The following is a 23,484-nucleotide window of genomic DNA, read 5'->3' as shown; positions in this document are numbered from 1 at the left end:
AATCGACGCCATGACCCAGGATGCGAGCGCCCCCGCGGCTCCTGCCGCCGACCCCGACTGCGTGTTCTGCGGCATCGTCGCGGGCACCGTCCCCGCCGACCTCGTGCATGCCGACGACACCGTCGTCGCCTTCCGCGATCTCGCCCCCAAGGCGCCGGTGCACGTCCTCGTGGTCCCGCGCGAGCACCGTCGCGACGTCCGCGAGCTGGCCGCCGTGCCCGAGACCCTCGCCCACCTCGTCGACGTGGCGGGGCAGATCGCCGCCGACCTCGCCGACGGCGACTTCCGCCTCGTCTTCAACACCGGCGAGAACGCCGGCCAGACCGTCCTGCACGTCCACGCCCACGTCCTCGCGGGCATCGCACAGACCGAGTCCGACACAGGAGAGCTGTGACCGCATCCGTCACCCCCGGCCCCACGCCGTCCGTCATCGAACGGCGACTGGCCATCCCCGACCACCTGAGCCCCTTCCAGGTGCTCGGCGAGAACGACCAGGCCCTCGCGGCGCTCGAGGACGTCGTCCCGGACACGGACGTCACGGTCCGCGGGCACGAGGTCACCCTGCGCGGCACCGAGGAGGCCGTCCGGCGCGCGGAGCACATCGTCCGCACGATCATCGGGATCGCCGCCTCCGGCCAGGCCGTCACCGCCGAGGCGGTGCAGCGGGCCGCCGATCTCCAGGGCGATGAGCGCCGCACCGACCAGCGCCTCGAGCAGGTGCTGTCCCAGGCGGTGCTGTCCGCGCGCGGCCGCACCATCCGGCCCAAGACCCTGGGCCAGAAGCAGTACGTCGACGCGATCGAGCAGAACACCGTCACCTTCGGGATCGGCCCCGCCGGCACCGGAAAGACGTACCTCGCGGTGGCCGTGGGCGTCCACATGCTGCTGACCAAGCAGGTCAACCGGATCATCCTGACGCGTCCCGCCGTCGAGGCGGGGGAACGGCTGGGCTTCCTGCCCGGCTCGCTCAACGAGAAGATCGACCCCTATCTGCGACCGCTCTACGACGCCCTGCACGACATGCTGGACCCCGAGTCGATCCCGCGCCTGATGGCCGCCGGGACGATCGAGGTGGCGCCGCTGGCGTACATGCGCGGCCGCACCCTCAACGACGCCTTCATCATCCTCGACGAGGCCCAGAACACCACGCCCGAGCAGATGAAGATGTTCCTGACCCGCCTCGGCTTCAACTCGACGATGGTCGTCACCGGCGACGTCACCCAGGTGGACCTTCCCGGGGACCAGCGCTCGGGGCTGCGCGTGGTCGAGCAGGTCCTCGGCGGGGTCGACGACATCGCCTTCTGCCGCCTCACGTCGCGCGATGTGGTGCGCCACCGCCTGGTGGCCTCGATCGTCGAGGCCTACGGACGCTGGGAGGTGGGCTCCGGCAACCGCGAGCAGCGCCGCCACGGCTCGCGACGGACGGGGGAGGGCCGATGACCATCGAGGTCAACAACGAGACCACCGTCAAGGTCGACGAGCGCGAGTTCGTCGAGCTGGCGCGCTACGTCTTCGCGGCGATGCACCTCAGCGCCGCCACCGAGCTGTCCATCGTCTTCGTCGACGAGGAGGCGATGACGCAGCTGCACGTCCAGTGGATGGACGAGCCCGGCCCCACCGACGTCCTCTCCTTCCCGATGGACGAGCTGCGTCCCGGCAGCGCCGAGGACGAGACGCCCGAGGGGATGCTCGGGGACATCGTCATCTGCCCCACCGTCGCCGCCGCCCAGGCCGCGTCCTCCGGGCACAGCGCGATCGAGGAGATGCTCCTGCTGACCACGCACGGGATCCTCCACCTCCTCGGCTACGACCACGCCGAGGACGACGAGCGCGAGGTCATGTTCGCCCTCCAGCGCAAGCTGCTCCTGACGTTCCTCGCCACCCGCGACGCCCGCGCATGAGCCTGCTGCTGGGCATCCTGATCCCGCTGGCGATCCTCGGCTTCATCGGCGGTGCCGCCTTCACCGCGGTCGACGCGAGCCTGCTGTCGGTCTCCCGCGTCTCCCTGGACCGTGCCCTCGAGGACGGCACGGACCGGGTGCGCCGCCGGGTGCTGCGTCAGCACGACGACGCGGCGCGGCTGTTCGCGACCGTCACCCTGGGACGCATCCTCTCCGAGGCGGTCTTCGCCGTGTCGATCGCCGCGATCGCCTTCGGGACGATGGACGGCTGGGCCCTGCCGTGGATCATCGCGACCGTCGCCGTCGCGGCCCTGTCCTTCCTGGGCGTCTCGGTGTCCCCGCGCACCCTGGGACGCCGCCACCCGGAGAAGGTCGCGATCGCCCTCTCGGGCCTGACGGCGGTGGCCCGCACCCTGCTGTGGCCGCTCGCGATGGCCCTGATCCACGTCGGCTCCGCCTTCACCCCGGGCGGCGGCGTGCGCGGCGGACCCTACGCGACCGAGGCCGAGCTGCGGCACTTCGTGGACCGCGCCACGGAGTCCCAGGAGCTCGAGCACGACGAGCGCGACATGATCCAGGGCGTCTTCGACCTCGGCGACACCCGGATCCGCGAGATCATGGTGCCGCGCACCGACATGGTCACGATCGCCGCGGACGTCACCGCCGAGAAGGCCGCCCGGCTGTTCGTCCGCTCGGGCTTCTCGCGCATCCCCGTGATCGGCGAGAACGTCGACGACCTGCTCGGCGTGGTCTACGCCAAGGACATCATGCGCGCCATCCACTCCCCGTGGGAGTCCGGCGCCGAGCGTCCCGTCTCCGAGATCATGCGCGCGGCGATGTTCGTCCCGGAGATCGCCGGCGCCGACGACGTCATGCGCCAGATGCAGACCCAGCGCATCCACGTCGCGATCGTCGTCGACGAGTACGGCGGGGTGTGCGGGATCGTCACCATCGAGGACGTCCTCGAGGAGATCGTCGGGGAGATCGCCGATGAGCACGACCGCCGCGAGCCGGAGGTCGAGGATCTCGGCGAGGGCGTGTTCCGGGTGCCGGCCCGCGAGTCCATCGCCGACACCGGCGAGCTGTTCGGCCTGGACATCGAGGACGAGGACGTCGACACCGTCGGCGGCCTGCTGTCCAAGGCGCTGGGCCGGGTGCCGATCGTGGGCGCCGAGGCCGACACCCACGGCCTGCACCTCGAGGCCGAGACCACCGCGGGCCGCCGCCGCACGCTCGCGACGGTGCTCGTGTCGCGGTCCGAGACTAGCGAGGACGAGGACGACGACCAGGAGGACCGCGATGACTGACAGCACCCCCACCGCCCCGGAGGCGACGACGGAGCACCGCTCGGGCTTCGTGGCGATCGTCGGGCGTCCCAACGTCGGCAAGTCGACGCTGACCAACGCGCTGGTGGGCGACAAGGTCGCCATCACCTCGTCCAAGCCGCAGACCACGCGCCGCGCGATCCGCGGGATCGTCACCACGCCCGATGCCCAGATCGTCCTCGTGGACACCCCCGGCGTGCACCGCCCCCGGACGCTCCTGGGCGAACGGCTCAACGACCTCGTGCGCGAGACCCTGCTCGAGGTCGACGTGGTGGGCTTCTGCCTCCCCGTTGACCAGAGCATCGGGCCCGGGGACCGGCACATCTACCAGGACCTCGCGGAGCTGCGACAGGACCGCCGACGCCCGCAGGTCATCGCGATCGTCACCAAGTGCGACGCCGTGCCCCGCGAGAAGGTCGAGGAGCATCTGCTGGCCGTCGACCGCGCCTTCGACGTCGACGACATCGTGCCGGTCAGTGCGGTCAGCGGACGCCAGGTCGACCTGCTCACCGAGGTCATCGCCCAACACCTCCCGGCGGGGCCGTCGCTCTATCCCGAGGGCATGCTCACCGAGGAGACCGATGAGGGGCGCATCGCCGAGCTGATCCGCGAGGCCGCCCTCGAGGACGTCCGCGATGAGCTCCCGCACTCCCTCGCCGTCGTCGTCGAGGAGATCGCCGAGACCGATCCCGAGGACGCCTTCGCCCGCCCCGCGCCGGGGGAGGGGCGCCTGGTGGTCCGCGCCTCGATCTTCGTCGAGCGCGACAGCCAGAAGGGGATCGTGATCGGCCGCGGCGGCTCACGGCTGAAGAAGGTCGGCTCGGACGCCCGCGCCGAGATCTCGCGTCTGCTGGGCCGCAACGTGCACCTGGACCTGCGGGTCAAGATCGCCAAGGACTGGCAGCGCGACCCCAAGCAGCTGGGCCGCCTCGGGTTCTGAGCCCCTCGCCGCGCCCGCCCGGTGCGCGGACACCGCCGAATCCCTCCCGCGACGGTGCTACGGTGTCGGGCGTGCGTGGAACCTTCCTTCTGCTTAGCCGCCGCGTCGAGGCCTGACCCGCTGGGACCTCGCCGCGGCCATCGTTCCTGCCCCCGGCGATCCCCCCACGTGCACAAGGAAGCCCCATCGTGACCACCACGCCCCAGACCACCACGGCCTCGTCCAGCACGGACCCGTCCACCACGGCCCGCGACGCCTCCTCGGAGGCCGCCTCGGCCGGCCCCGTGCGCACCCTCCCTGTGGTCGCCGCCACCCAGGACCCGGACGTCCCCGTCGTCGGTGCCGACGGCCAGGACCCCCAGCAGCCCTCGGGCATGCCGTTCGCCCGGTACCAGCCGTTCTCCGAGCAGATCCGGGTGCATCTCCCGGACCGCACCTGGCCCGATCGCGAGATCACGCGCGCGCCCCGCTGGTGCGCCGTGGACCTGCGCGACGGCAACCAGGCGCTCATCGACCCCATGAACTCCGAGCGCAAGCTGCGGATGTTCGAGCTGCTCGTGCGGATGGGCTACAAGGAGATCGAGGTGGGCTTCCCGGCCGCCTCCCAGACGGACTTCGACTTCGTGAGGACCCTCATCGAGGAGGACCGCATCCCCGGTGACGTCACCATCCAGGTGCTCACCCAGGCGCGCGAGCACCTCATCGAGAGGACCTACCAGTCCCTCGCCGGCGCCAAGAAGGCCGTCGTCCACCTCTACAACTCCACCTCGGTGCTGCAGCGCGAGGTCGTCTTCCGCTCCGATGAGGACGGGATCCTGGATCTCGCCGTCCAGGGCGCCCTGCTCTGCAAGAAGTACGAGGAGACCCTCGAGGGCACCGAGATCGTCTACCAGTACTCCCCGGAGTCCTACACGGGCACCGAGCTCGAGTACGCCGTGCGCGTGTGCAACGCCGTCATCGATGTCATCAAGCCCACCCCCGAGCGCCGCATGATCGTCAACCTCCCGGCGACCGTCGAGATGGCCACCCCCAACGTCTATGCCGACTCCATCGAGTGGATGAGCCGCCACCTGGACCGCCGCGAGGCGATCGTGCTGTCGCTGCACCCCCACAACGACCGCGGCACGGGTGTCGCGGCCGCCGAGCTCGGCTACCTCGCCGGTGCCGACCGCATCGAGGGCTGCCTGTTCGGCAACGGCGAGCGGACCGGCAACGTCGACCTGGTGACGCTGGGCCTGAACCTGTTCGGCCAGGGCGTGGACCCGCAGATCGACTTCTCGGATCTCGACGACGTCCGCCGCACCGTCGAGCACTGCAACCAGATGCGGGTCCCCGAACGCTCGCCCTACGGCGGCGACCTCGTGTTCACCGCCTTCTCCGGCTCCCACCAGGACGCCATCAAGAAGGGCCTCGAGGCGATGCAGGCCACGGCCGACGCCGCGTGCACCTCGATCGACGAGGCCACCTGGCGGGTCCCGTACCTGGCCATCGACCCCAAGGACCTGGGGCGCTCCTACGAGGCCGTGATCCGCGTGAACTCGCAGTCCGGCAAGGGCGGCATGGCCTACCTGCTGCGCACCGAGCACGGCCTGGACCTGCCGCGCCGCCTCCAGATCGAGTTCTCCGCGATCGTCCAGCGCACGATGGACGCCGAGGGCGGCGAGGTCTCGCCGGCGGCGCTGTGGGACTACTTCGTCGACGAGTACCTGCCGGCGACCGACGCGTCCAAGGCCTGGGGCCGGTATGGCTTCCGCGGCGTCCAGCACGAGTCCCAGGGCGAGGGCGCCGATCGCGTCACCGTCGAGCTGCTCGTGGACGGCGAGGTGCGCTCGGTGACCGGGATCGGCAACGGACCCCTCGACGCCTTCGTGCGGGCGCTGTCCGAGCACGGCGCCCCGGTGCGGATCCTCGACTACGCCGAGCACGCCCTGACCGAGGGCGAGCAGTCGCTGGCCGCCGCGTACGTCGAGTGCGAGATCGGCGACCGGATCGTGTGGGGCGTCGGGATCGACGGCTCGATCACCCGCGCCTCGATGCAGGCGATCGTCTCGGCCGTCAACCGCGCCCGCCGCCTCGAGGGTTGAGGCCCACCCCGTCGGGAGCCCCGATCTGCCGCCTCGCGACGGGTCGGGGCTCCCGAACGTGAGGCCGCGCGCTGCGGGGATCGACACCGGGGTGCCGGCGATCCGGATGCCCTGCGCGACGTGTCACGGTGGCTCGGTGGCGAGTGGCCCTGTGCTTCGATGACGCGATGACGCGATGCCGTGGTGAGGCGCCGCCTCACCGTGCGGACGGCGATGCCGCGTCCGCCGGCGGGGCGGGCAGGTCCTCCATGTCGGCCGGATCGCGCGCCGCAGGATCCTCCTCGGGATCCAGCGCCCCGGCGACATGTGCGATCTGGGGCACGGGTGCGAGGCCATCGGTCGACCGGTCCACGGCCGTCGCCCCGTCGCCGGCCCGCCGTCCCGCGAGGCGACCGCTCACGGTGGTGCCGATGCTCGCCCCGATGACGAGCGCGATCGCGGCGATGCCCAGCGCCGTCACGGGCTGGCCCAGGAGCATCAGGCCCGCGAGGGCCGCGACGGCCGGCTCGAGGCTCAGCAGGATCCCGAACACGTGGCGCGGGATCCGGCGCAGCGCCGACAGCTCGAGCGAGTAGGGGATCACCGAGGCCAGCAGGGCGCACCCGAGCGCGAGCAGCAGCAGGTGCGGCTCCGTGACGGCGCGCACGACCCCCGGCGCGCCGAGGGGCATCAGCACGAGGGCGCCGATCGCCATGGCGACGGCCACGCTGCCGTGCCCGGGGACGAGGGCGCCCGCGGCGGAGCTCGTGAGGATGTAGCCGGCCCAGAACACGCCCGCGACGAGCGCGAAGGCGACGCCCACCGGGTCCAGGGCCGTGACCCCCGCGAACGACTCGACGCCGAACAGGGACACGCCCGCCAGCGCGAGGGCCACGCACGCCAGGTCCAGCCGCCGCCGCGACAGCACCGCCGACAGCACGAGCGGCCCCAGGAACTCGATGGCCACGGCCGTTCCCAGGGGGATCCGCTCGATCGCGGCGTAGAAGCTGCCGTTCATGCCGCCCATCGCGAGGCCGAACCACACCATCGCCTTCCACTGCCTCCGGTCCCAGCGCAGCAGCGCCGGACGGATCGCGATGCCCAGCACGATGGCAGCCAGGCCCAGGCGCAATGTCGTCACGCCCCAGGAGCCCAGCGCCGGGAACAGTCCGGCCGCGAAGGCGGCCCCGATCTGGAGGGACACGCACGAGCCGAGGATCATCGCGACGGGGGCCCCGGAGCGGGGGGCAGAGGAGGGGGCGGGCATGCATCCAGGATCCTCGTGGACGATGGTGCAGTCCAGCGTGACTTCTTGACGATGATCGTGAAGCTCGGCTGACGTATCGTGAGCCCGTGGACGCACGGGACCACGAGAGGGGATCGCGATGATCGGGTGGAGCCTGGTGCGCCTGCGCATGCTCTCGGAGCTGCACCGCCTGGGGACCCTCGCCGAGGTCGCACGCTCGATGTCGTACTCGCCCTCGGCCGTCTCCCAGCAGCTCGCCCAGCTCGAGCGCGAGTCCGGCACGACGCTCCTGGAGAGGGTGGGCCGCCGGGTGCGCCTGACCGATGCCGCCCTGATCCTCGTCGAGCATGCCGACGCCGTGCTCGAGCGCCTCGAACGCGCCGAGTCCCACCTCGCCCATGCTCGACCCGAGACCGCCGGGACCCTCCACGTGGCCTCGTTCCAGACACCTCTGCTGTCGATCGCGCCGCCGGCCCTCTCGCTCCTGGCCGAGCGGCACCCCGCCCTGCGCATCACCATCACCCAGCAGGAGCTCGCCCCCTCCTTCGAGGGGCTGCTGACCCGGGAGTTCGACCTGATCCTGGGGGAGGAGTTCCCGGGGGTCCACGAGGAGCTGCGTCCGGGGGTGGACCGCGCCCACCTGGTCTCGGATCCCCTCCTGCTGGTGCTCCCGCGGGAGGGGCCCTGGTCGCGACCGGCCCGGCTCACGGACCTCGCCGCCGCCCCGTGGGCGCTGGACCTCGCGGACACCCCGGCGGGCGCCTGGGCGCGCTCGGCGCTGCGCACCGCCGGGTTCGAGCCGGAGGTGCGCTTCGACAGCCCCGACCCCCTGCTCCAGGCTCACCTGGTGCGCTCGGGCCATGCGGTGGCGCTGATCCCCTCGCTCATCGCCGCCCGCACCTCGGGGGGACGCGGCTGCGGAGGCTCCCGGGGGACCCGCGACGGCAGATCTACACGGCCGTCCGAGCGGGTCGCAGCGCGCATCCGGCGATCCGGGCGTTCCGCACCGCGCTCCAGGAGGCGGCGCTGGCCGAGAGCCCACGGGTGGCCGATCAGGAGATCGCGCCCTGACCGCTCTGGTATCTTGACGTCAAGATAACGCGGGGCGCGGTGATCGGACAGCACCATCTCGGCGGCGCCGCCGGCGCACTGCGGCCGGGTCCCGGACGATCATGAGGAGCGAGCATGCCCCACACCTGGGATCCTGACACCTACCTCCAGTTCGCCGACGACCGCGCACGTCCCTTCCTCGATCTGCTCGCGCGGGTCGGTGCCTCGGCGCCTCGCACCGTCGCCGACCTCGGCGCGGGCCCCGGCACCCTCACCGCGCTGCTCGCGCGGCGCTGGCCGGAGGCGACGGTCACGGCGGTCGACGCGAGTCCCGAGATGGTCGCGCGGGCCCGAGAGGTCCCCGGCATCGACGCCCTCCTCGCGGACCTGCGCACCTGGGAGCCCCCGACGCCCGTGGACGTGCTCGTCACCAACGCCGCGCTGCAATGGGTCCCCGGTCACCTGGACCTCCTGGGCCCGCTGCTGGGACGGGTCGCGCCCGGGGGGTGGTTCGCGATGCAGGTGCCCGGGAACTTCGCCGAGCCCAGCCATGTCCTGCGGACCCGGCTCGCCGCGGATCCCCGGTTCGCCCCGCACCTGGCGGACGTCGCCGTGCCGTCCTCCCACGATCCCGCCACCTACCTCGAGGCCCTCGAGGCGGCGGGCGCGGAGGCGGATGTCTGGGAGACCACCTACCTGCACGTCCTGCGGGGGCAGGACCCGGTCCTGCGGTGGGTGCTGGGCACCGGGGTGCGGCCCACCGTGCAGGCGCTGCCAGACCCCCTCCGGGCCCGGTTCGTCGACGAGTACGGGGAGCTGCTGCGCGAGGCCTACCCGCCCCGCGCCGACGGCTCCGTGATCCTTCCCTTCCGCAGGATCTTCGCGGTCGCGCGCCGTCCCTGATCCGTCGGGGTGCGGCGGTAGATTCGGGGGCATCATGCTCAAGCTCTACCGGGACGACGCGATCGTCCTGCGCACCCACCCCCTGGGCGAGGCGGACCGCATCATCACCCTGCTCACCCGCCGCCATGGGAAGGTGCGCGCCGTCGCCAAGGGTGTGCGCCGCACCGGCAGCCGCTTCGGTGCCCGCCTCGAGCCCTTCGGTCTCGTGGACGTGCAGCTGCACACCGGGCGGTCCCTGCACACCGTCACCCAGGTCGTCGGCATCGAGGCCTTCGCGACCGGCATCAGCGCCGACTACTCCCGGTACACCGCGGCCTCGGCGATGCTCGAGACCACCGACCGCCTCACCGATGACGTCGTGGACCCCTCCGCCCGGCAGTTCCTGCTGCTGGTCGGAGCCCTGCGCACCGCCGCCGAGGGGCGCGTGCCAGCGGACCAGGTGCTCGACGCGTTCCTCCTGCGCACCCTCGCCTACGCGGGCTGGGCCCCGGACCTCAGCACCTGCGCCCTGTGCGGGGCGGAGGGCCCCCACCACGCGTACGACGTCGCGGCGGGCGGGCTCGTCTGCTCGGCGTGCCGCCGCCCGGGAGCCGTCGCGGTGCGCCGCGCGGCCGTCGAGCACATGATCTTCCTGCTCGCGGGGGACTGGGACAGCGTGCTGGCCGACGACGACACGATCCGGGTCGAGGCGGGCCGTCTGATCGCCGACACCGTCACCTGGCACCTCGAACGCGGGGTGCGGGCCCTGGGGTACGTCGAGCGCTGAGCGCGACGCCTTCGACACCGTCCCTCGATCCTCCGTACCGTCGATCCGCACCCCATCGCTCAGGAGTCCACATGCCCCGCAGGTCACGTCCGTCCGCCGAGCCCTTCACGCATCCCTCCGGCGCCCGCCCGCCCGTCCTCCCGGCCGCCGTGGTCCCGGCGCACGTCGCCGTCGTCATGGACGGCAACGGCCGCTGGGCCAATCAGCGGGGGCTCCCACGCACGGCGGGGCACGAGGCGGGCGAGGCGGCTCTCCTGGACGTCGTCGCCGGTGCCCTGCAGGTGGGCGTGACCCACCTCAGCGCCTACGCCTTCTCCACCGAGAACTGGGCGCGGTCGCCCGAGGAGGTGCGCTTCCTCATGGGCTTCTCCCGCTCGGTGCTGCGCCGACAGCGGGACACGCTGAACTCCTGGGGCGTGCGGATCGTGTGGATCGGCCGCCCCCAGCGGCTGTGGGGCTCGGTGATCCGCGAGCTCCAGGAGGCCGAGGAGCTGACGCGGCACAACACCCGGATGACCCTGTACATGTGCGTCAACCACGGCGGGCGCGCGGACATCGTCGATGCGGTGCGCGAGATCGCCGAGGAGGCGAAGCAGGGACGCGTCCGTCCGCGCAGCATCACCGAGAAGAGCTTCGGGCGCCTCGTGGGGGATCCGGACATGCCCGATGTCGACCTGTTCCTGCGGACCAGCGGGGAGCAGCGCACCTCGAACTTCCTGCTGTGGCACGCCGCCTACGCGGAGCTGGTGTTCGTGCCCGAGCTGTGGCCGGACGTGGACCGGCGGGTGCTGTGGCGCGCGATCACGGAGTACGCGCGTCGGGACCGTCGGTACGGGGGAGCGATCGACCTTCCGACCGCCCCCGACGACGACGCACGATGAGCGCGACGACGATCCCCGCGAGGAGGACCAGCGCGGCCACGGCCGCCCACGGGCTCCGCAGGAACAGGTCCACCCACAGGGCGATCGCCGCGAGGCCCACGGTCGCGTAGATCGTCGCCCAGGCCAGGCCCCCGATCGCGAGCGCGGGCAGGTAGCGGCGCACGGGCATGCGGGTCAGTCCCGCGGCGGCGTTGGCCGCGGTCTGGAACCCGACGGTCAGGAAGCTCAGGGCGATGACCGGGGCGCCCCAGCGGTTGACCACGTCGGTGGCCCGCGCCACCTTGGGCGAGCTCAGCATCTCCTCGAGCCGACCCCGCCGGGCCAGGCGGTGCGCCCCGCGGCCGATCGCGTAGGTGCCTCCGGCGCGCAGCAGCACGATCACCCACAGCACGGCGATCGCGGGGATCAGGGGGAGGTCGCGGATCCAGTCCATCGGGGGCGGATCAGGCGTCCGCGGCGGGCGCGGTGTGATCGGGGCACAGCCCGAAGATCTCCATCGTGTGATGGACGTCGGTGAAGCCGTGGCGGGCGGCCATCTGCCGCGTCCACTCCTCCATCTCGGGGGCCTGGAACTCGACGGTCCGGCCGCACTCGCGGCACACGAGGTGGTGATGGTGGGCGGCGTCGGCGCACTGGCGGAAGATCGACTCGCCATCGTCGGTGACGAGCACGTCCACCTCGCCAGCGCCCGCGAGCGCCTGCAGGGTGCGGTAGACGGTGGCCAGGCCCACGCCCTGGCCGTCGGTGCGGGCCTGCTCGTGGATCTGCTGCGCGCTGCGGAAGTCGTCCTGGCGCGAGAGCACATCGAGGATCGCGGCACGCTGACGGGTATTGCGCTGCACGGGTTCAGCCCTCCACGGCCACCGTCGGCGAGGTGGCGGATCCGAGCCGGTTCCTCAGCGTCCTCACGAGAAGTCCCAGCGCGTACACGGCGACGGTCGCCAGCACGATCACCCCACCGGGTGGGAGATCGACGTAGGCCGTCAGGAGCAGCCCGCCGAGGCTGCACACGATGCCGATGATCATGGCCGTGCGCATCGTCCGGGCGAACCCGACGACCACGGTCTGCGCGGCGGCGACCGGGACGATCATGAGGGCCGAGACCATCAGCACTCCGATGATACGCATCGCCAGGGTCACGGTGAGCGCCGCGATGACGGCGATGAGGATGTTCACGGCCCGCACCGGGAGGCCGGAGGCACGGGCGAAGTCCTCGTCGCTCGTCACGGCGTACAGGAGGCGCCACAGGCCCATCCCGACGGCCAGCACGATCACGGCCAGCACGCTCGAGATCAGGACATCGGTCGAGGTCACGGTCGAGAGGGACCCGAAGAGGTAGCCCATCAGGCTCGCCGAGGTCCCCCCGGCCAGCTGGATGACGACGACGCCGCCGGCGATCCCGCCGTAGAAGAGGATCGCCATGGCCACGTCACGGCTCGTGTGACCCACCTCGCGCACGAACTCGATGACGAGGGCTCCGATCACGGAGGCCGCGAGCGCCCCGGGCAGGGCCAGCGCGTCGTGCGGCGTCGTCTGCAGCCACGCGCCGACCAGCCAGCCGATCGCGACGCCGGTCAGGGACACGTGCCCCAGGCCGTCGCCCAGCAGCGACAGCCGCTTCTGGACCAGGTAGGTGCCGACCACGGGGGCGGTCAGCCCCATGAGCACGGCGATCACGAGCGGGTAGCGCATGATGTCGGAGCTCAGCAGCTCCCACGGGGAGATGGTCACGGGTGCAACTCCCGTCCGAGGTAGGTGGTGGGCACGACGGCGTGGTCGTGCCCGGGGTCCAGCAGGGGCCGCTCCGCCGGACGGCCGTCGTGCACGACGCGGCCGTGGTCCAGGACGACAGCACGGTCGATGGAGGACTCCAGGACGCCGAGCTCGTGGAGCACCACCAGCACCGTCGTCCCCCGGTCCTGCAGGCGGGACAGGAGCGTCGCGAGCGTCCTCTGCGTCGTGACGTCGACACCGGAGAAGGGCTCGTCGAGCACCAGGACGGCGGGCGCGCGCACCAGCGCACGGGCGATCAGCACCCTCTGCCGCTGGCCGCCGGACATCTGGGTGACAGGACGGTCGGCGAGGTCGGCGAGGCCCACGTCCTGCAGCAGCGCGGTGACGCGCGGATCGCGGGCGCGCACGAACCAACGCCGGGGGCCCAGCAGCCCGGCCGCGACGGTCTCGCGGGCCGTGGCGGGGATGGAGCCGGCGTCCTCGGCGAACTGCGGGACGTAGCCCAGGCGGTCGTGGGCGCCCTGGTCGGTGATGGGTCGGTCGAAGAGCCGGACGGAGCCGGCCCGGGCGGGGAGGATCCCGGCGATCGCCCGCAGGAGGGTGGACTTGCCCGAGCCGTTGGCACCGAGCAGGGCCACCATCTCCCCGGCATCGACGCGCATCGACACGTCGTGCAGGACGGGCCGGGCGCCGAGGGCCACGTCGAGGTGGGAGACCTCCACGACGGGCGCGGGCGTCGCGGTGGCGACGGTCTCCGTGCCCGCAGGGGGCGTCACGGCGGCGGTGCTCGCGCCGGGCTCCGACGTCATGACCACGTCGCGACGAGCTTGGCGGCGTCCTCGCGCATCACCTGCGCGTAGTCCTTGTCGGGATCGAGGCGGGTCTCGAGGTTGTCGAGGGAGTCGGCCGTGACGCCTGCTCTCTCGGCGAGGGTCTCGGCGACCTTGGGGGAGGCGTTGACCTCGAAGCAGACCGTGGAGACCTGCTTCTCCTCGATGACCGTGCGCAGCTGCAGCAGCCGCTGGGGCGAGGGCTCCGTCTCGGGGTCGATCCCGGTGATGCCCACCTGCTCGAGCCCGTAGCGATGGGCCATGTACGCGAAGGCGGTGTGGCTGGTGACGAAGACCTTGGGGTCGGTCACGGCGTCGTAGGTCGCGCGCAGGTCCTCGTCGAGAGCGGTGAGGATCTCCACGGCCTTCGTGGCGCGCTCCCGGATGGCGTCGGCGTGGGCCTCGTCCTGGGCGGCGAGGCGCTCGCCGAGCGCGGTCGCGACCGTGGCCAGCAGCGTGGGGTCGGTCCACATGTGGGGGTCGGTGGCCCCGTGCCCCTCGGAGTGCTCGCCCTCGCCCGCGTCGGACGCGGCATCGTCGTGCCCCTCCGCCCCGGCGTGATCATGCCCGCCGGCGGCGGGCAGCATCTCGACAACCGTCGAGACGTCGAGGGTGATGTCTCCGAGCGACTTCGCGCTGATGACGTCGTCGACGGCGGACTGGAAGCCAGGGATCTGGACGATCACGGCGGCCTGGGCGACCTTGGCGGCCTCGGCCACCGAGAGCTCCAGGCTGTGCGGCTCGCTCCCGGGCTGGGCGAGGTTCCAGACCTCGGCGGCATCGCCCGCCACGAGGGTCGCCATGTACTCGAGGCCGTAGCAGCCGACCACGACGAGGGGCTTCCCGTCGGCGCCGGATCCCGAGGACCCGCACGCGGCCAGCGCCAGACCGAGAGCCGAGACGCCTCCGGCCCGCAGCAGGGACCGGCGTCCGAGCGCGTGGGGGGTCGGCGGGGAGGGGTCCTGGGGATGGCGCGGGGAACTCTGCATGAAAATCATTATCAACAGGGCCGGGGGGCTGGTGCAAACCGTGCCGGCACGACGTGATGCATGCGGCATCGTGGTCCGCCGTCGGAATCCTGGTCGCTCGGGCACGGGGCCGTCGATATGCTGGCAGGACGGCCGATCCACCTCGGTGGTCGGCCCGTCCATCTCCCCCCAGCCTGCCGCAGGAGTCCCGTCGTGGCCAAGCCCCCGCCCTCTGCCCTGGACCATGTGATCGCGCTCGCCAAGCGGCGCGGATTCGTCTTCCCGGCAGGTGAGATCTACGGCGGAACGCGGTCGGCCTGGGACTACGGGCCACTCGGCGTCGAGCTGAAGGAGAACATCCGCCGGCAGTGGTGGCGCACCTTCGTCCAGGGGCGCGAGGACATGGTGGGCCTGGATTCCGCCGTGATCCTGCCGACCCGGATCTGGGAGGCCTCCGGGCACGTGGAGACCTTCACGGATCCGCTGGTGGAGTCCCTGCACACCCACAAGCGCTATCGCGCCGACCACCTCATCGAGGCCTACGTCGCCAAGCACGGGCATGAGCCCGCCAACGGCCTCGCCGATGTCCGCGACCCCGAGACCGGGCAGGAGGGCTCCTGGACCGAGCCCCAGCAGTTCTCCGGGCTCATGAAGACCTATCTGGGCGCCGTGGACAACGAGCAGGGTCTGCACTACCTGCGGCCCGAGACCGCCCAGGGGATCTTCGTCAACTTCCTGAACGTCGTGACCGCCGCGCGCAGGAAGCCGCCGTTCGGGATCGGCCAGGTGGGCAAGGCCTTCCGCAACGAGATCACCCCGGGCAACTTCATCTTCCGCACCCGCGAGTTCGAGCAGATGGAGATCGAGTACTTCACGCCGCCCGCGGAGGCCGACGCCGCGTTCGAGCGCTGGGTGGAGGATTCCTGGGACTGGTTCGTGGGCCTGGGGATCGATCCGGCGAACCTCCGCCGCTTCGACGTCCCCGAGGACGACCGCGCCCACTACAGCGCCGGCACGATCGACATCGAGTACCGCTTCGGGTTCCAGGGCAGCGAGTGGGGCGAGCTCATGGGGATCGCCAACCGCACCGACTTCGACCTGAACAACCACACGGAGGCCTCGGGCACCAAGCTGCAGTACTTCGACCAGGCCAGCGGCGAGCGGTACACCCCGTACGTCATCGAGCCGTCCTTCGGGCTCACCCGGTCGATGATGGCCTTCCTGGTCGACGCCTACACCGAGGACGAGGCCCCCAACACCAAGGGCGGCGTCGACACCCGCACGGTGCTGCGCCTGGACCCGCGCCTGGCGCCCGTCAAGGCCGCCGTGCTGCCGCTGTCCAAGAGCGGGGACCTGGTCCCGCGGGCCCAGGACCTCGCGCAGGAGCTGCGCGGCCTGTGGAACGTGGAGGTCGACGTCTCCCAGGCCATCGGACGCCGCTACCGTCGCCAGGACGAGATCGGCACCCCGTTGTGCATCACGGTCGACTTCGACACCGCCGAGGACCAGGCCGTCACGATCCGTGACCGCGACACCATGGCCCAGGAGCGCGTGGCCCTGACGCAGGTGCGCGGCTACCTCGCCGAGCGGCTCGCCGGCGCCTGAACCCCGGGCTCACCGAGAGGGAGCCGGGTCCCGCCGCCGCGCGGGACCCGGCTCCCTCTCTCGGTGTGCGGGTCGCGCGCGGCCTCGCGGGGGATCCGCGCTCAGCGCCGGGTGCGGAGCAGGGGCGCGACGTCCTGGGCGAAGGTGACGACGATGCGGCGCACCAGGTCGATCGGTCGGTCCATGGGCAGGGAGAGCACCAGCTCGTCGGCCGCGGCCACGGCGCGGTCGGCCTGGAGCGCGGCGGCGACCCCGGCGGGGTCGTCGACGGGGACCGGAGCGAACACGGCCGGACCGCCGCCGATCTCCCGTTCGAGCAGTCCCTCCTGCCGCGCGCGGCGATGCCAGCCGTCCTCGGTGATGAGCCCGTCGAACAGCTCGCGGTCGGCGTCCGTGCGGATCGGCAGCGCCAGGCGGCCCACCGAGACGTGGCCGTCGCCGAGGCCCCCGATCTGGCAGGCCTCTCGGTAGGCATGGATGAGCTCGGCCTGCAGCTCGTCGACGGGACGGCCCGAGCCGTCGTCGGGATGCATCGTGGTCAGCTGCAGTCCCAGCCCGAGGGTTCCGGCGAGCCCCGCGCCGCGCACCGTCGCCGCGCCGTAGGACAGCCGCTCCCGCAGGCCCGGGACCTGGGGCTGGACCTGGAGCGGAGCTCCGGGGTCCGCGGTCTCGACGTGCGTGTCCGCCAGCGAGACCGTCTCCCCGTCGAGGAAGGCCAGGAGCCCGGTCAGCGTCCGGTCCACGTGCTCGCGGACACCGCCCTCGGGGATCCCGAAGGCCCGGACGTTGATCGCGTCGCGCGCCGAGTAGCCGGGACCCACACCCGCGCGCAGGCGTCCCTCGAGCAGCAGATCGGTGGTCGCGAGGTCCTCGGCGAGGCGGCCTGCGTTCTCGAAGCGCAGGGGGATCACCTGGGTGCCCAGCCGCATCCGCCGCACGTGCTGCCCGAGGGCCGCGAGGAACGGCAGCGGTGAGGAGAGGTAGCGCTGCAGGTGGCGGGTGCGCACGTAGCCCACGTCGTACCCGAGCAGCTCGGCCAGCTCGAACAGCGCGAAGCCCTCGGCGAGGCCCCGTGACCTGACCCGGCCGTCGCGGGCGGCGATCCCGGCATGGTCGACGAAGGCGAGGATCCCGAGGTTGAGGTCCGGGCGCGGGCCGGGGCCGGTGAGGGCGATCCGCTGGGTCATGGGGCAGGGCTCCTTCGCGTGGGAGCAGGAGCGGACGGTCGTCCGCGATGGCCCTCCCGACGCTCCGATGCTGTCATCTGCCGCGACGGCTCATCGGGACCATTGGTCCCGGTGTGCACCCCTTTTCGACCGGAGCGTCCGATACGTCCACCCTCCGCGTGGCAGAGGTCTCGCGACCAGGGCGCCAGGTTGCGCCCGTGCGACCTCAGCCGGTGACGCCGACCTGGGCGCGCAGCACCGGCGCGACGCCGCGCGCGTAGCTCTCGACGATCCGGCGGACCACCTCGATGGGATGCCCGAACGGCAGGGCGAGCACCACCTCGTCCGCCTCGGCCAGGGCAACGTCCCGCGCGAGGAACGCCGCGACGTCGGCGGGATCACCCGAGGCGACGTGCCCGAAGGCGGCCGGCCGGCCCCCGATCGTCGCGGTCCCCTCCCGCATGGCCTCCTGGCGCACGCTGTCCCGCTCGATGAGGTCCTCGAAGCCCCGGAGGTCCTCGGGCCTGTCGGCAGGCAGCACCCGTCGGGAGGCGGCGACGCGGCCCTCGCCGTGCCCGGCCTCGCGGCACGCGGCCCGGTAGGCGCGGATCACGTCGCGCTGCAGCTCCTCGAAGGAGCGTCCGGAGCCGTCGGAGGGCTGGAGCGTCGAGACCTGCAGTCCGATGCCCTGGAGCCCGGCGGCCCGGGCGCTCGCGAGCGATCCCGCCCCGTAGGCGACCCGGGAGCGCAGCCCCGGGGCCTGGGGCCTCACCACGAGCGGGGTGCCCTCCGTCTCGGTCTCGAAGAACTGATCGGCCGTCGCGACCTGCTCCCCGTCCAGGAAGGACAGGAGGTCGGCGAGGACCGTGTCGACGTGGGCGCGCACGTCCCCCTCGACGGGACCGAAGGCCCGGGTGTTGACCGCGTCCTGCGTGACGTAGCCGGATCCGACCCCCAGACGCAGCCGTCCCCCCAGGAGGAGGTCCACGGTCGCGGCCTCCTCCGCGAGGCGCCCGGCGTTCTCGAACCGCAGCGGGATGAGGGAGGTCCCCACGTCCAGCCCGGGCGCCCGCAGCCCGGCGGCCGCCAGGAAGGGCAGCGGGGTCGAGAGGTAGTCCTGGAGGTGGCGGTGGCGCACGTAGCCGACGTCGAAGCCCAGGTGCTCGGCGCGGCCGAAGAGGTCGACGCCGTCATCGAGCCCCTGGGACCTGTGGCCGTGGATCCCGGTGTGGTCGACGAAGGCGAGGAATCCGAGGGCGCGAGCGGTCACGAGGGTCTCCTGGGAGGACGGCGGCGGGCGGAGCACGGAGGACCCCGCGGGGGAATGCCCGCAGTATCCCGCGCGCGCCGCGGAGGGATGCACCGGAGGTGACGCCGCATGACGAATGGCCGGGAGCACCGGAGACCTCGCACTGATGCACATCACGCACCGCCGGGGCTCGGACGATGGGACAATCGAGGGTGATGACGACGCTCGACACCTCCGCCGCACGCACCCTGCGCCCCCACGACCGGGCGGACGGTGCTCCTGGTCCTGCCGCGCGCCGCACCCTGACCATCGGCCCCCACACCCTCGACACCCCGGTGGTGCTGGCACCCATGGCCGGGATCACCAACATGGCCTTCCGGCTGCTGTGCCGCGAGTTCGGTGCCCTGCACAGCCAGGACGACGGCGGCTTCTTCGTCTCGGAGATGGTCACCACGCGCGCCCTGGTCGAGGACCATCGCGAGTCCTGGCGCCTGGTGACGATGGGGGAGCGGGAGACCCCGCGCTCGGTGCAGCTGTACGGGGTGGATCCCGCGACCGTGGGCCGCGCCGTCGAGATGATCCGCGAGCGCGACCTCGCCGACCACATCGACCTGAACTTCGGGTGCCCCGTGCCCAAGGTGACACGCCGCGGCGGAGGCGGGATCCTGCCGTGGAAGACGGAGCTGTTCACACGGATCGTCCGCGCCGCGGTCCGGGCCGCGGGGGACGTCCCGGTCACCGTCAAGACCCGCATCGGGATCGACGAGGACCACGTCACCTACCGCGACGCCGGGCTCATCGCCCAGGAGGTCGGGGCCGCGGCCATCGCCCTGCACGGGCGCACCGTGAACCAGCACTACTCGGGCGAGGCGGACTGGACCGCGATCGCAGACCTCAAGCAGCTGGTCACCGACATCCCCGTGCTCGGCAACGGGGACATCTGGTCCGCCGAGGACGCCCTGCGGATGGTCGAGGAGACCGGGTGCGACGGCGTCGTGGTGGGCCGGGGCTGCCAGGGCCGCCCGTGGCTGTTCGCCGATCTCGCCGCGGGTTTCGCGGGCAGCCCGGATCGCGTGCGCCCCACCCTCGGCGAGGTCGCCGGGATCCTGCGGCGACACGCCGAGCTGCTGGTCGAGTACTTCGAGGACGAGGGCCGTGGCGTGCGCGATCTGCGCAAGCACGTCGCCTGGTACTTCAAGGGCTACCCCGTCGGCGGCGAGATGCGGCACCGCCTGGCGACCATGGAGTCCCTCGCGGACCTCGACCGCAAGCTCTCCGAGCTCGACCTGGACTCCCCGTACCCCGGCGAGGCCGTCGAGGGTCCGCGCGGGCGCGCCGGCACCCCCAAGCGCCCGGTCTGCCCCGAGGGCTGGATGGACACCCGCGACATCACCCCGGACATCGCCTCGCGCCTGCACGAGGCCGAGCTCTCGATCTCGGGAGGCTGATCCCGTGACCTCCCTCCGCGCCTCCGGCCCCGGACCTCTTGCCGAGGCCCTGCCGCCTGGGTACGCCGCCCGGGACGTCGAGCGCTGGGCCGTCGAGCCCCCGAAGTCCCAGGCCCGAACCCCCTTCCAGCGCGACCGTGCCCGCGTGCTGCACTCCTCGGCGCTGCGGCGCCTGGGCGCCAAGACCCAGGTGCTCGGCGCCGGCTCCGACGACTTCGTGCGCACGCGGCTGACCCACTCCCTCGAGGTGGCGCAGGTCGGACGCGACATCGCGACCGAGCTGGGGTGCGATCCCGACGTCGTCGACGCGGCCTGCCTGTCCCACGACCTCGGGCACCCGCCCTTCGGCCACAACGGCGAGAAGGTCCTGGACGAGCTGGCCGCGGACTTCGGGGGCTTCGAGGGCAACGCCCAGACCCTGCGCCTGCTCACCCGGCTCGAGCCCAAGATCGTCGGGGCGGATCGCCCGTACGGCCTGAACCTCACCCGGGCCGTCGTCGATGCCGCGATCAAGTACCCGTGGGCCCGCGGCGAGGGACCGGACCCGCGATCGCGGAAGTTCGGTGCCTACGCCGATGACCTGGGGGTCTACGACTGGGCGCGCGAGGGCGCGCCGGCGCTGCGCAAGTGCCTCGAGGCGCAGGTCATGGATGCCTCCGACGACATCGCCTACTCCGTCCACGACATCGAGGATGCCGTCACCGGGGGGTCGCTGGACCTCGCGCGCCTCGCGGATACCCTCGAGCGCGGCGCGGCGCTGTACGTGGTCCAGGACTGGTACACGCCGCAGGACTCGATCGCCGACCTCGACGAGGCCCTGGGGCGCCTGGAGGCCCAGCCCTGGTGGATGCGCTCCTTCACGGGGACGATGCGCAGCGCCGCCGGGCTCAAGGACATGACCAGCCAGCTCATCGGCCGCTTCACCGGGGACGTCGTCGCCGCGACCCGCGAGGGCTGCGGGCACGCGCCCGTGGCGCGCTTCGACGCCGACATCGTCGTGCCGGAGGAGACCCGCCTCGAGATCGCCGTGCTCAAGGGGCTCGCCGCCGCGTACGTGATGTCCTCGGCGAGCCAGGCCCCCGTCTACGAGCAGCAGGAGCAGATCATCCGCGACCTGTTCGCCGCCCTGTGGCGCACCGGCACGACGCACCTGTCCCCGCTGTACGCGGAGCTGTGGGAGACGGCCGGTGACGACGACGCCCGACGTCGGGTGGTGGTCGACCAGATCGCCTCGTACACCGACCTCGCCGCACGTCGCCTCCACGACGTGCTGTACGTCGAGGGCGGCAGCCACGTCACTGCCGCCGACGAACCGCTCCCGGGACTGGGGTCCTCCCTGTGACCACGAGCAACGGCCTGATCCGCCGCGAGGACGTCGAGCTCGTCCGCGAGCGGTCGCGCCTGGACGAGGTGGTGGGGGAGCACGTCACCCTGCGCACCGCGGGCATCGGCTCGATGAAGGGGCTGTGCCCCTTCCACGACGAGAAGACCCCGAGCTTCCACATCCGGCCCCTGCTGGGGCACTGGCACTGCTTCGGGTGCGGCGAGGGCGGGGACGTGATCTCCTTCGTCCAGAAGATCGACCACCTGAGCTTCGTCGAGGCCGTCGAGTACCTGGCCGGGCGTTTCAACGTCACCCTGCACTACGAGGAGGGCTCGGGCCGCGGCAGCGGGGAGCGCACGGACCTCGGCTCCCGCCAGCGGCTCCTGGACGCCCACGACGTCGCCGAGGCGTTCTACCGTGAGCAGCTGACGACCCCCGCGGCGGGCGTCGGCCGGCGCTTCCTCGCCGAACGCGGCTTCGACCGTGCCGCGGCCGAGCTCTTCGGCGTGGGCTTCGCACCCGAGGGATGGGACGGCCTGCTCAAGCACCTGCGCGGTCGCGGCTTCACCGAGCCCGAGCTCGTGGCCAGCGGTCTGGTGTCCCAGGGACAGCGCGGCGTCTACGACCGCTTCCGCGGGCGCCTCGTGTGGCCCATCCGCGACATCACCGGCAAGACCATCGGCTTCGGGGCCCGCAGGCTCCTCGAGTCCGACCAGGGCCCCAAATACCTCAACACCCCCGAGACCGCGATCTACCACAAATCCCAGGTGCTGTACGGCCTGGACCTTGCCCGACGCACCATCTCCTCCGAGCACCAGGTGGTGGTGATGGAGGGCTACACCGACGTCATGGCGGCCCACCTCGCGGGCGTCACCACGGCGGTGGCGACCTGCGGCACGGCCTTCGGCTCCGAGCACGTCAAGATCGTGCGCCGCGTCATGGGGGACACCAACCCCTCGGCGGGGCTGCGCCTGTCCAGCGAGACCCGCGGGATCGGCGGCGAGGTCATCTTCACCTTCGACGGCGACGCGGCCGGCCAGAAGGCCGCCCTCCGCGCCTTCGACGAGGACCAGCGGTTCGTCGCCCAGACCTACGTGGCCGTCGAGGGCGGCGGCATGGACCCGTGCGAGCTACGGATCGCCCGGGGCGACGAGGCCGTCCGCGACCTCGTGGCCGGTCGTCGCCCGCTGTTCGAGTTCGCGATCCGCTCCGTGCTCGAACAGGTGGACCTCGACACGGTCGAGGGTCAGGTGGCGGGCCTGCGGATGGCCGCGCCCGTCGTGGCGAGGATCCGGGACCGGGCCATGCGACCCGAGTACGCCCGCCGCCTGGCCGGCTGGCTCGGGATGGACGAGCGCACGGTGCTGCGCGCCGTCCACGACGCGGCCCGCGCCTCGGCCCAGCCCGGGCGCCATGCGGCCCCGGAGCCGCATCCCGAGGGCTCCCGACGGGAGGACGGCGAGGGATCCGGTGCGCTGCCCACCACCCGGCTGGCCGATGTCGTGAACCCTCGCGATCCGGTGGGACTGGTGGAGACCCAGGCGCTCGCCGTGCTGCTGCAGTCCCCGAACCTCCTGGACGAGGAGACCGTGGGAGCCCTGCCCGACGACTCGTTCCACGTCCCCGCGCTGCAGGGCGTCTGGGACGTCATGCTCGCCGCGGGCACCCTGCTCGACGCCGTGGGCGGACGCCTGAGCCCCGCGCGCTACCTCGACCAGGTGCTCGAGGTGGCGGGGGAGACGGTGCGCCCCCTCATCGTCGAGCTCGCGAACCTCCAGCTCCCCGCCCGCAGCGAGGCGGACCTCGAACGCCTCGCCACCTCCCTGCTGGGCCGCCTCACCGAGCTGTCGTTCACCCGCGAGTACTCGGTGCTCAGGAAGCGCCTCCAGCGCGCGGACCCCACGCGCGACGCGGACGAGTACCAGCGGATCATGACGCGGTTGTCGAACCTGCAGGACAAGCGGCGGGCGCTGAAGGCGGCGGCGGAGAGCTGAGCTCCGGAGGCAGCGATGCTCACGGGAGCTCCGAGGTCGACGGACCCTCCACGGTCACCGGCTCGAGGTGATGACGGAGCGTACGATGCCG

22 protein-coding genes are annotated in these 23,484 nt (G+C 72.4%); 14 read left to right on the top strand and 8 right to left on the bottom strand.

The genetic code is table 11. The features are described 5' to 3' along the window. Positions 1–10 precede the first annotated feature (10 nt). The 6 genes from ACT3TZ_RS00730 to leuA all read left to right on the top strand — a co-directional run bounded on the left by ACT3TZ_RS00730 (position 11) and on the right by leuA (position 6,250). Positions 11–394, top strand: a complete 384-nt coding sequence (locus ACT3TZ_RS00730; RefSeq protein ID WP_444581471.1) for an HIT domain-containing protein — start codon at positions 11–13, stop codon at positions 392–394. Then, complete coding sequence (locus ACT3TZ_RS00725) at positions 391–1,440, top strand: PhoH family protein (RefSeq protein ID WP_444581470.1); 1,050 nt, start codon at positions 391–393, stop codon at positions 1,438–1,440. The genes ACT3TZ_RS00730 and ACT3TZ_RS00725 overlap by 4 nt, the downstream gene beginning before the upstream one ends. Next, positions 1,437–1,901 (top strand): rRNA maturation RNase YbeY, encoded by a 465-nt coding sequence (gene ybeY / locus ACT3TZ_RS00720; protein WP_444581469.1) that lies wholly within the window; start codon positions 1,437–1,439, stop codon positions 1,899–1,901. The genes ACT3TZ_RS00725 and ybeY overlap by 4 nt, the downstream gene beginning before the upstream one ends. Then, positions 1,898–3,208 (top strand): hemolysin family protein, encoded by a 1,311-nt coding sequence (locus ACT3TZ_RS00715; protein WP_444581468.1) that lies wholly within the window; start codon positions 1,898–1,900, stop codon positions 3,206–3,208. Before ybeY ends, ACT3TZ_RS00715 begins: the two co-directional genes overlap by 4 nt. Next, positions 3,201–4,166, top strand: a complete 966-nt coding sequence (gene era / locus ACT3TZ_RS00710; RefSeq protein WP_444581467.1) for a GTPase Era — start codon at positions 3,201–3,203, stop codon at positions 4,164–4,166. The genes ACT3TZ_RS00715 and era overlap by 8 nt, the downstream gene beginning before the upstream one ends. A gap of 374 nt (positions 4,167–4,540) precedes the next feature. After that, complete coding sequence (gene leuA, locus ACT3TZ_RS00705; protein ID WP_444581661.1) at positions 4,541–6,250, top strand: 2-isopropylmalate synthase; 1,710 nt, start codon at positions 4,541–4,543, stop codon at positions 6,248–6,250. Between the two features lie 196 nt (positions 6,251–6,446). Here the strand turns inward: leuA and ACT3TZ_RS00700 are convergent, their stop codons facing one another. After that, a complete protein-coding gene (locus ACT3TZ_RS00700; RefSeq protein ID WP_444581466.1) occupies positions 6,447–7,496 on the bottom strand; it encodes an EamA family transporter in 1,050 nt (349 codons plus the stop codon). 118 nt (positions 7,497–7,614) lie between these two features. Here ACT3TZ_RS00700 and ACT3TZ_RS00695 point away from each other — a divergent pair, with 118 nt between their 5' ends. The 4 genes from ACT3TZ_RS00695 to ACT3TZ_RS00680 all read left to right on the top strand — a co-directional run bounded on the left by ACT3TZ_RS00695 (position 7,615) and on the right by ACT3TZ_RS00680 (position 11,075). Then, complete coding sequence (locus ACT3TZ_RS00695; protein ID WP_444581465.1) at positions 7,615–8,574, top strand: LysR family transcriptional regulator; 960 nt, start codon at positions 7,615–7,617, stop codon at positions 8,572–8,574. Between the two features lie 86 nt (positions 8,575–8,660). After that, positions 8,661–9,428 (top strand): trans-aconitate 2-methyltransferase, encoded by a 768-nt coding sequence (locus ACT3TZ_RS00690; RefSeq protein WP_444581464.1) that lies wholly within the window; start codon positions 8,661–8,663, stop codon positions 9,426–9,428. A gap of 34 nt (positions 9,429–9,462) precedes the next feature. After that, positions 9,463–10,194 carry a DNA repair protein RecO gene (gene recO / locus ACT3TZ_RS00685; protein WP_444581463.1) on the top strand — a complete coding sequence of 244 codons (732 nt, stop codon included), beginning with the start codon at positions 9,463–9,465 and terminating at the stop codon, positions 10,192–10,194. Positions 10,195–10,265: 71 nt separating this feature from the next. Continuing rightward, positions 10,266–11,075, top strand: coding sequence for an isoprenyl transferase (locus ACT3TZ_RS00680; RefSeq protein ID WP_444581462.1), 810 nt, complete (start codon positions 10,266–10,268; stop codon positions 11,073–11,075). Here the strand turns inward: ACT3TZ_RS00680 and ACT3TZ_RS00675 are convergent. The 5 genes from ACT3TZ_RS00675 to ACT3TZ_RS00655 are packed head-to-tail and all read right to left on the bottom strand — an operon-like array spanning position 10,996 to position 14,628. Beyond that, on the bottom strand, positions 10,996–11,508 hold the full coding sequence (locus ACT3TZ_RS00675; protein WP_444581461.1) for a DedA family protein: 513 nt from the start codon (positions 11,506–11,508) through the stop codon (positions 10,996–10,998). The two genes, ACT3TZ_RS00680 and ACT3TZ_RS00675, sit on opposite strands and share 80 nt — an antisense overlap. 10 nt (positions 11,509–11,518) lie before the next feature. Then, positions 11,519–11,917, bottom strand: coding sequence for a Fur family transcriptional regulator (locus ACT3TZ_RS00670; protein ID WP_444581460.1), 399 nt, complete (start codon positions 11,915–11,917; stop codon positions 11,519–11,521). Positions 11,918–11,921: 4 nt separating this feature from the next. Beyond that, positions 11,922–12,806, bottom strand: coding sequence for a metal ABC transporter permease (locus ACT3TZ_RS00665; RefSeq protein ID WP_444581459.1), 885 nt, complete (start codon positions 12,804–12,806; stop codon positions 11,922–11,924). Next, positions 12,803–13,618, bottom strand: coding sequence for a metal ABC transporter ATP-binding protein (locus tag ACT3TZ_RS00660; protein ID WP_444581458.1), 816 nt, complete (start codon positions 13,616–13,618; stop codon positions 12,803–12,805). The genes ACT3TZ_RS00665 and ACT3TZ_RS00660 overlap by 4 nt, the downstream gene beginning before the upstream one ends. Then, positions 13,615–14,628, bottom strand: a complete 1,014-nt coding sequence (locus tag ACT3TZ_RS00655; RefSeq protein ID WP_444581457.1) for a metal ABC transporter substrate-binding protein — start codon at positions 14,626–14,628, stop codon at positions 13,615–13,617. Before ACT3TZ_RS00655 ends, ACT3TZ_RS00660 begins: the two co-directional genes overlap by 4 nt. Positions 14,629–14,820: 192 nt before the next feature. On the opposite strand from ACT3TZ_RS00655, the gene ACT3TZ_RS00650 reads away from it, so the two are divergent. Then, positions 14,821–16,212 (top strand): glycine--tRNA ligase, encoded by a 1,392-nt coding sequence (locus tag ACT3TZ_RS00650; protein ID WP_444581456.1) that lies wholly within the window; start codon positions 14,821–14,823, stop codon positions 16,210–16,212. Between the two features lie 101 nt (positions 16,213–16,313). Here the strand turns inward: ACT3TZ_RS00650 and ACT3TZ_RS00645 are convergent, their stop codons facing one another. Continuing rightward, entirely contained in the window at positions 16,314–17,399 is a 1,086-nt protein-coding gene (locus ACT3TZ_RS00645) for an LLM class flavin-dependent oxidoreductase (RefSeq protein WP_444581455.1), read from the bottom strand. Between the two features lie 205 nt (positions 17,400–17,604). Further along, positions 17,605–18,648, bottom strand: coding sequence for an LLM class flavin-dependent oxidoreductase (locus tag ACT3TZ_RS00640; protein WP_444581454.1), 1,044 nt, complete (start codon positions 18,646–18,648; stop codon positions 17,605–17,607). A 194-nt stretch (positions 18,649–18,842) separates the two neighbouring features. Here ACT3TZ_RS00640 and dusB point away from each other — a divergent pair, with 194 nt between their 5' ends. Genes dusB through dnaG form a run of 3 tightly spaced genes read left to right on the top strand, consistent with a single transcriptional unit; the run spans position 18,843 to position 23,393 of the window. Next, entirely contained in the window at positions 18,843–20,075 is a 1,233-nt protein-coding gene (gene dusB, locus ACT3TZ_RS00635; protein WP_444581453.1) for a tRNA dihydrouridine synthase DusB, read from the top strand. Between the two features lie 4 nt (positions 20,076–20,079). After that, positions 20,080–21,417, top strand: a complete 1,338-nt coding sequence (locus ACT3TZ_RS00630; protein ID WP_444581452.1) for a deoxyguanosinetriphosphate triphosphohydrolase — start codon at positions 20,080–20,082, stop codon at positions 21,415–21,417. After that, positions 21,414–23,393: a DNA primase gene (gene dnaG / locus ACT3TZ_RS00625; protein ID WP_444581451.1), complete on the top strand. Its 1,980-nt coding sequence runs from the start codon at positions 21,414–21,416 to the stop codon at positions 23,391–23,393. Before ACT3TZ_RS00630 ends, dnaG begins: the two co-directional genes overlap by 4 nt. Positions 23,394–23,484 lie beyond the last annotated feature (91 nt).

It is taken from the genome of Brachybacterium sp. AOP25-B2-12 (assembly GCF_052378625.1).
Taxonomy (GTDB): Bacteria; Actinomycetota; Actinomycetes; order Actinomycetales; family Dermabacteraceae; genus Brachybacterium.
Note: the sequence above shows the minus strand (reverse complement) of the source record. Positions and strands in the feature narration are given on the sequence as shown.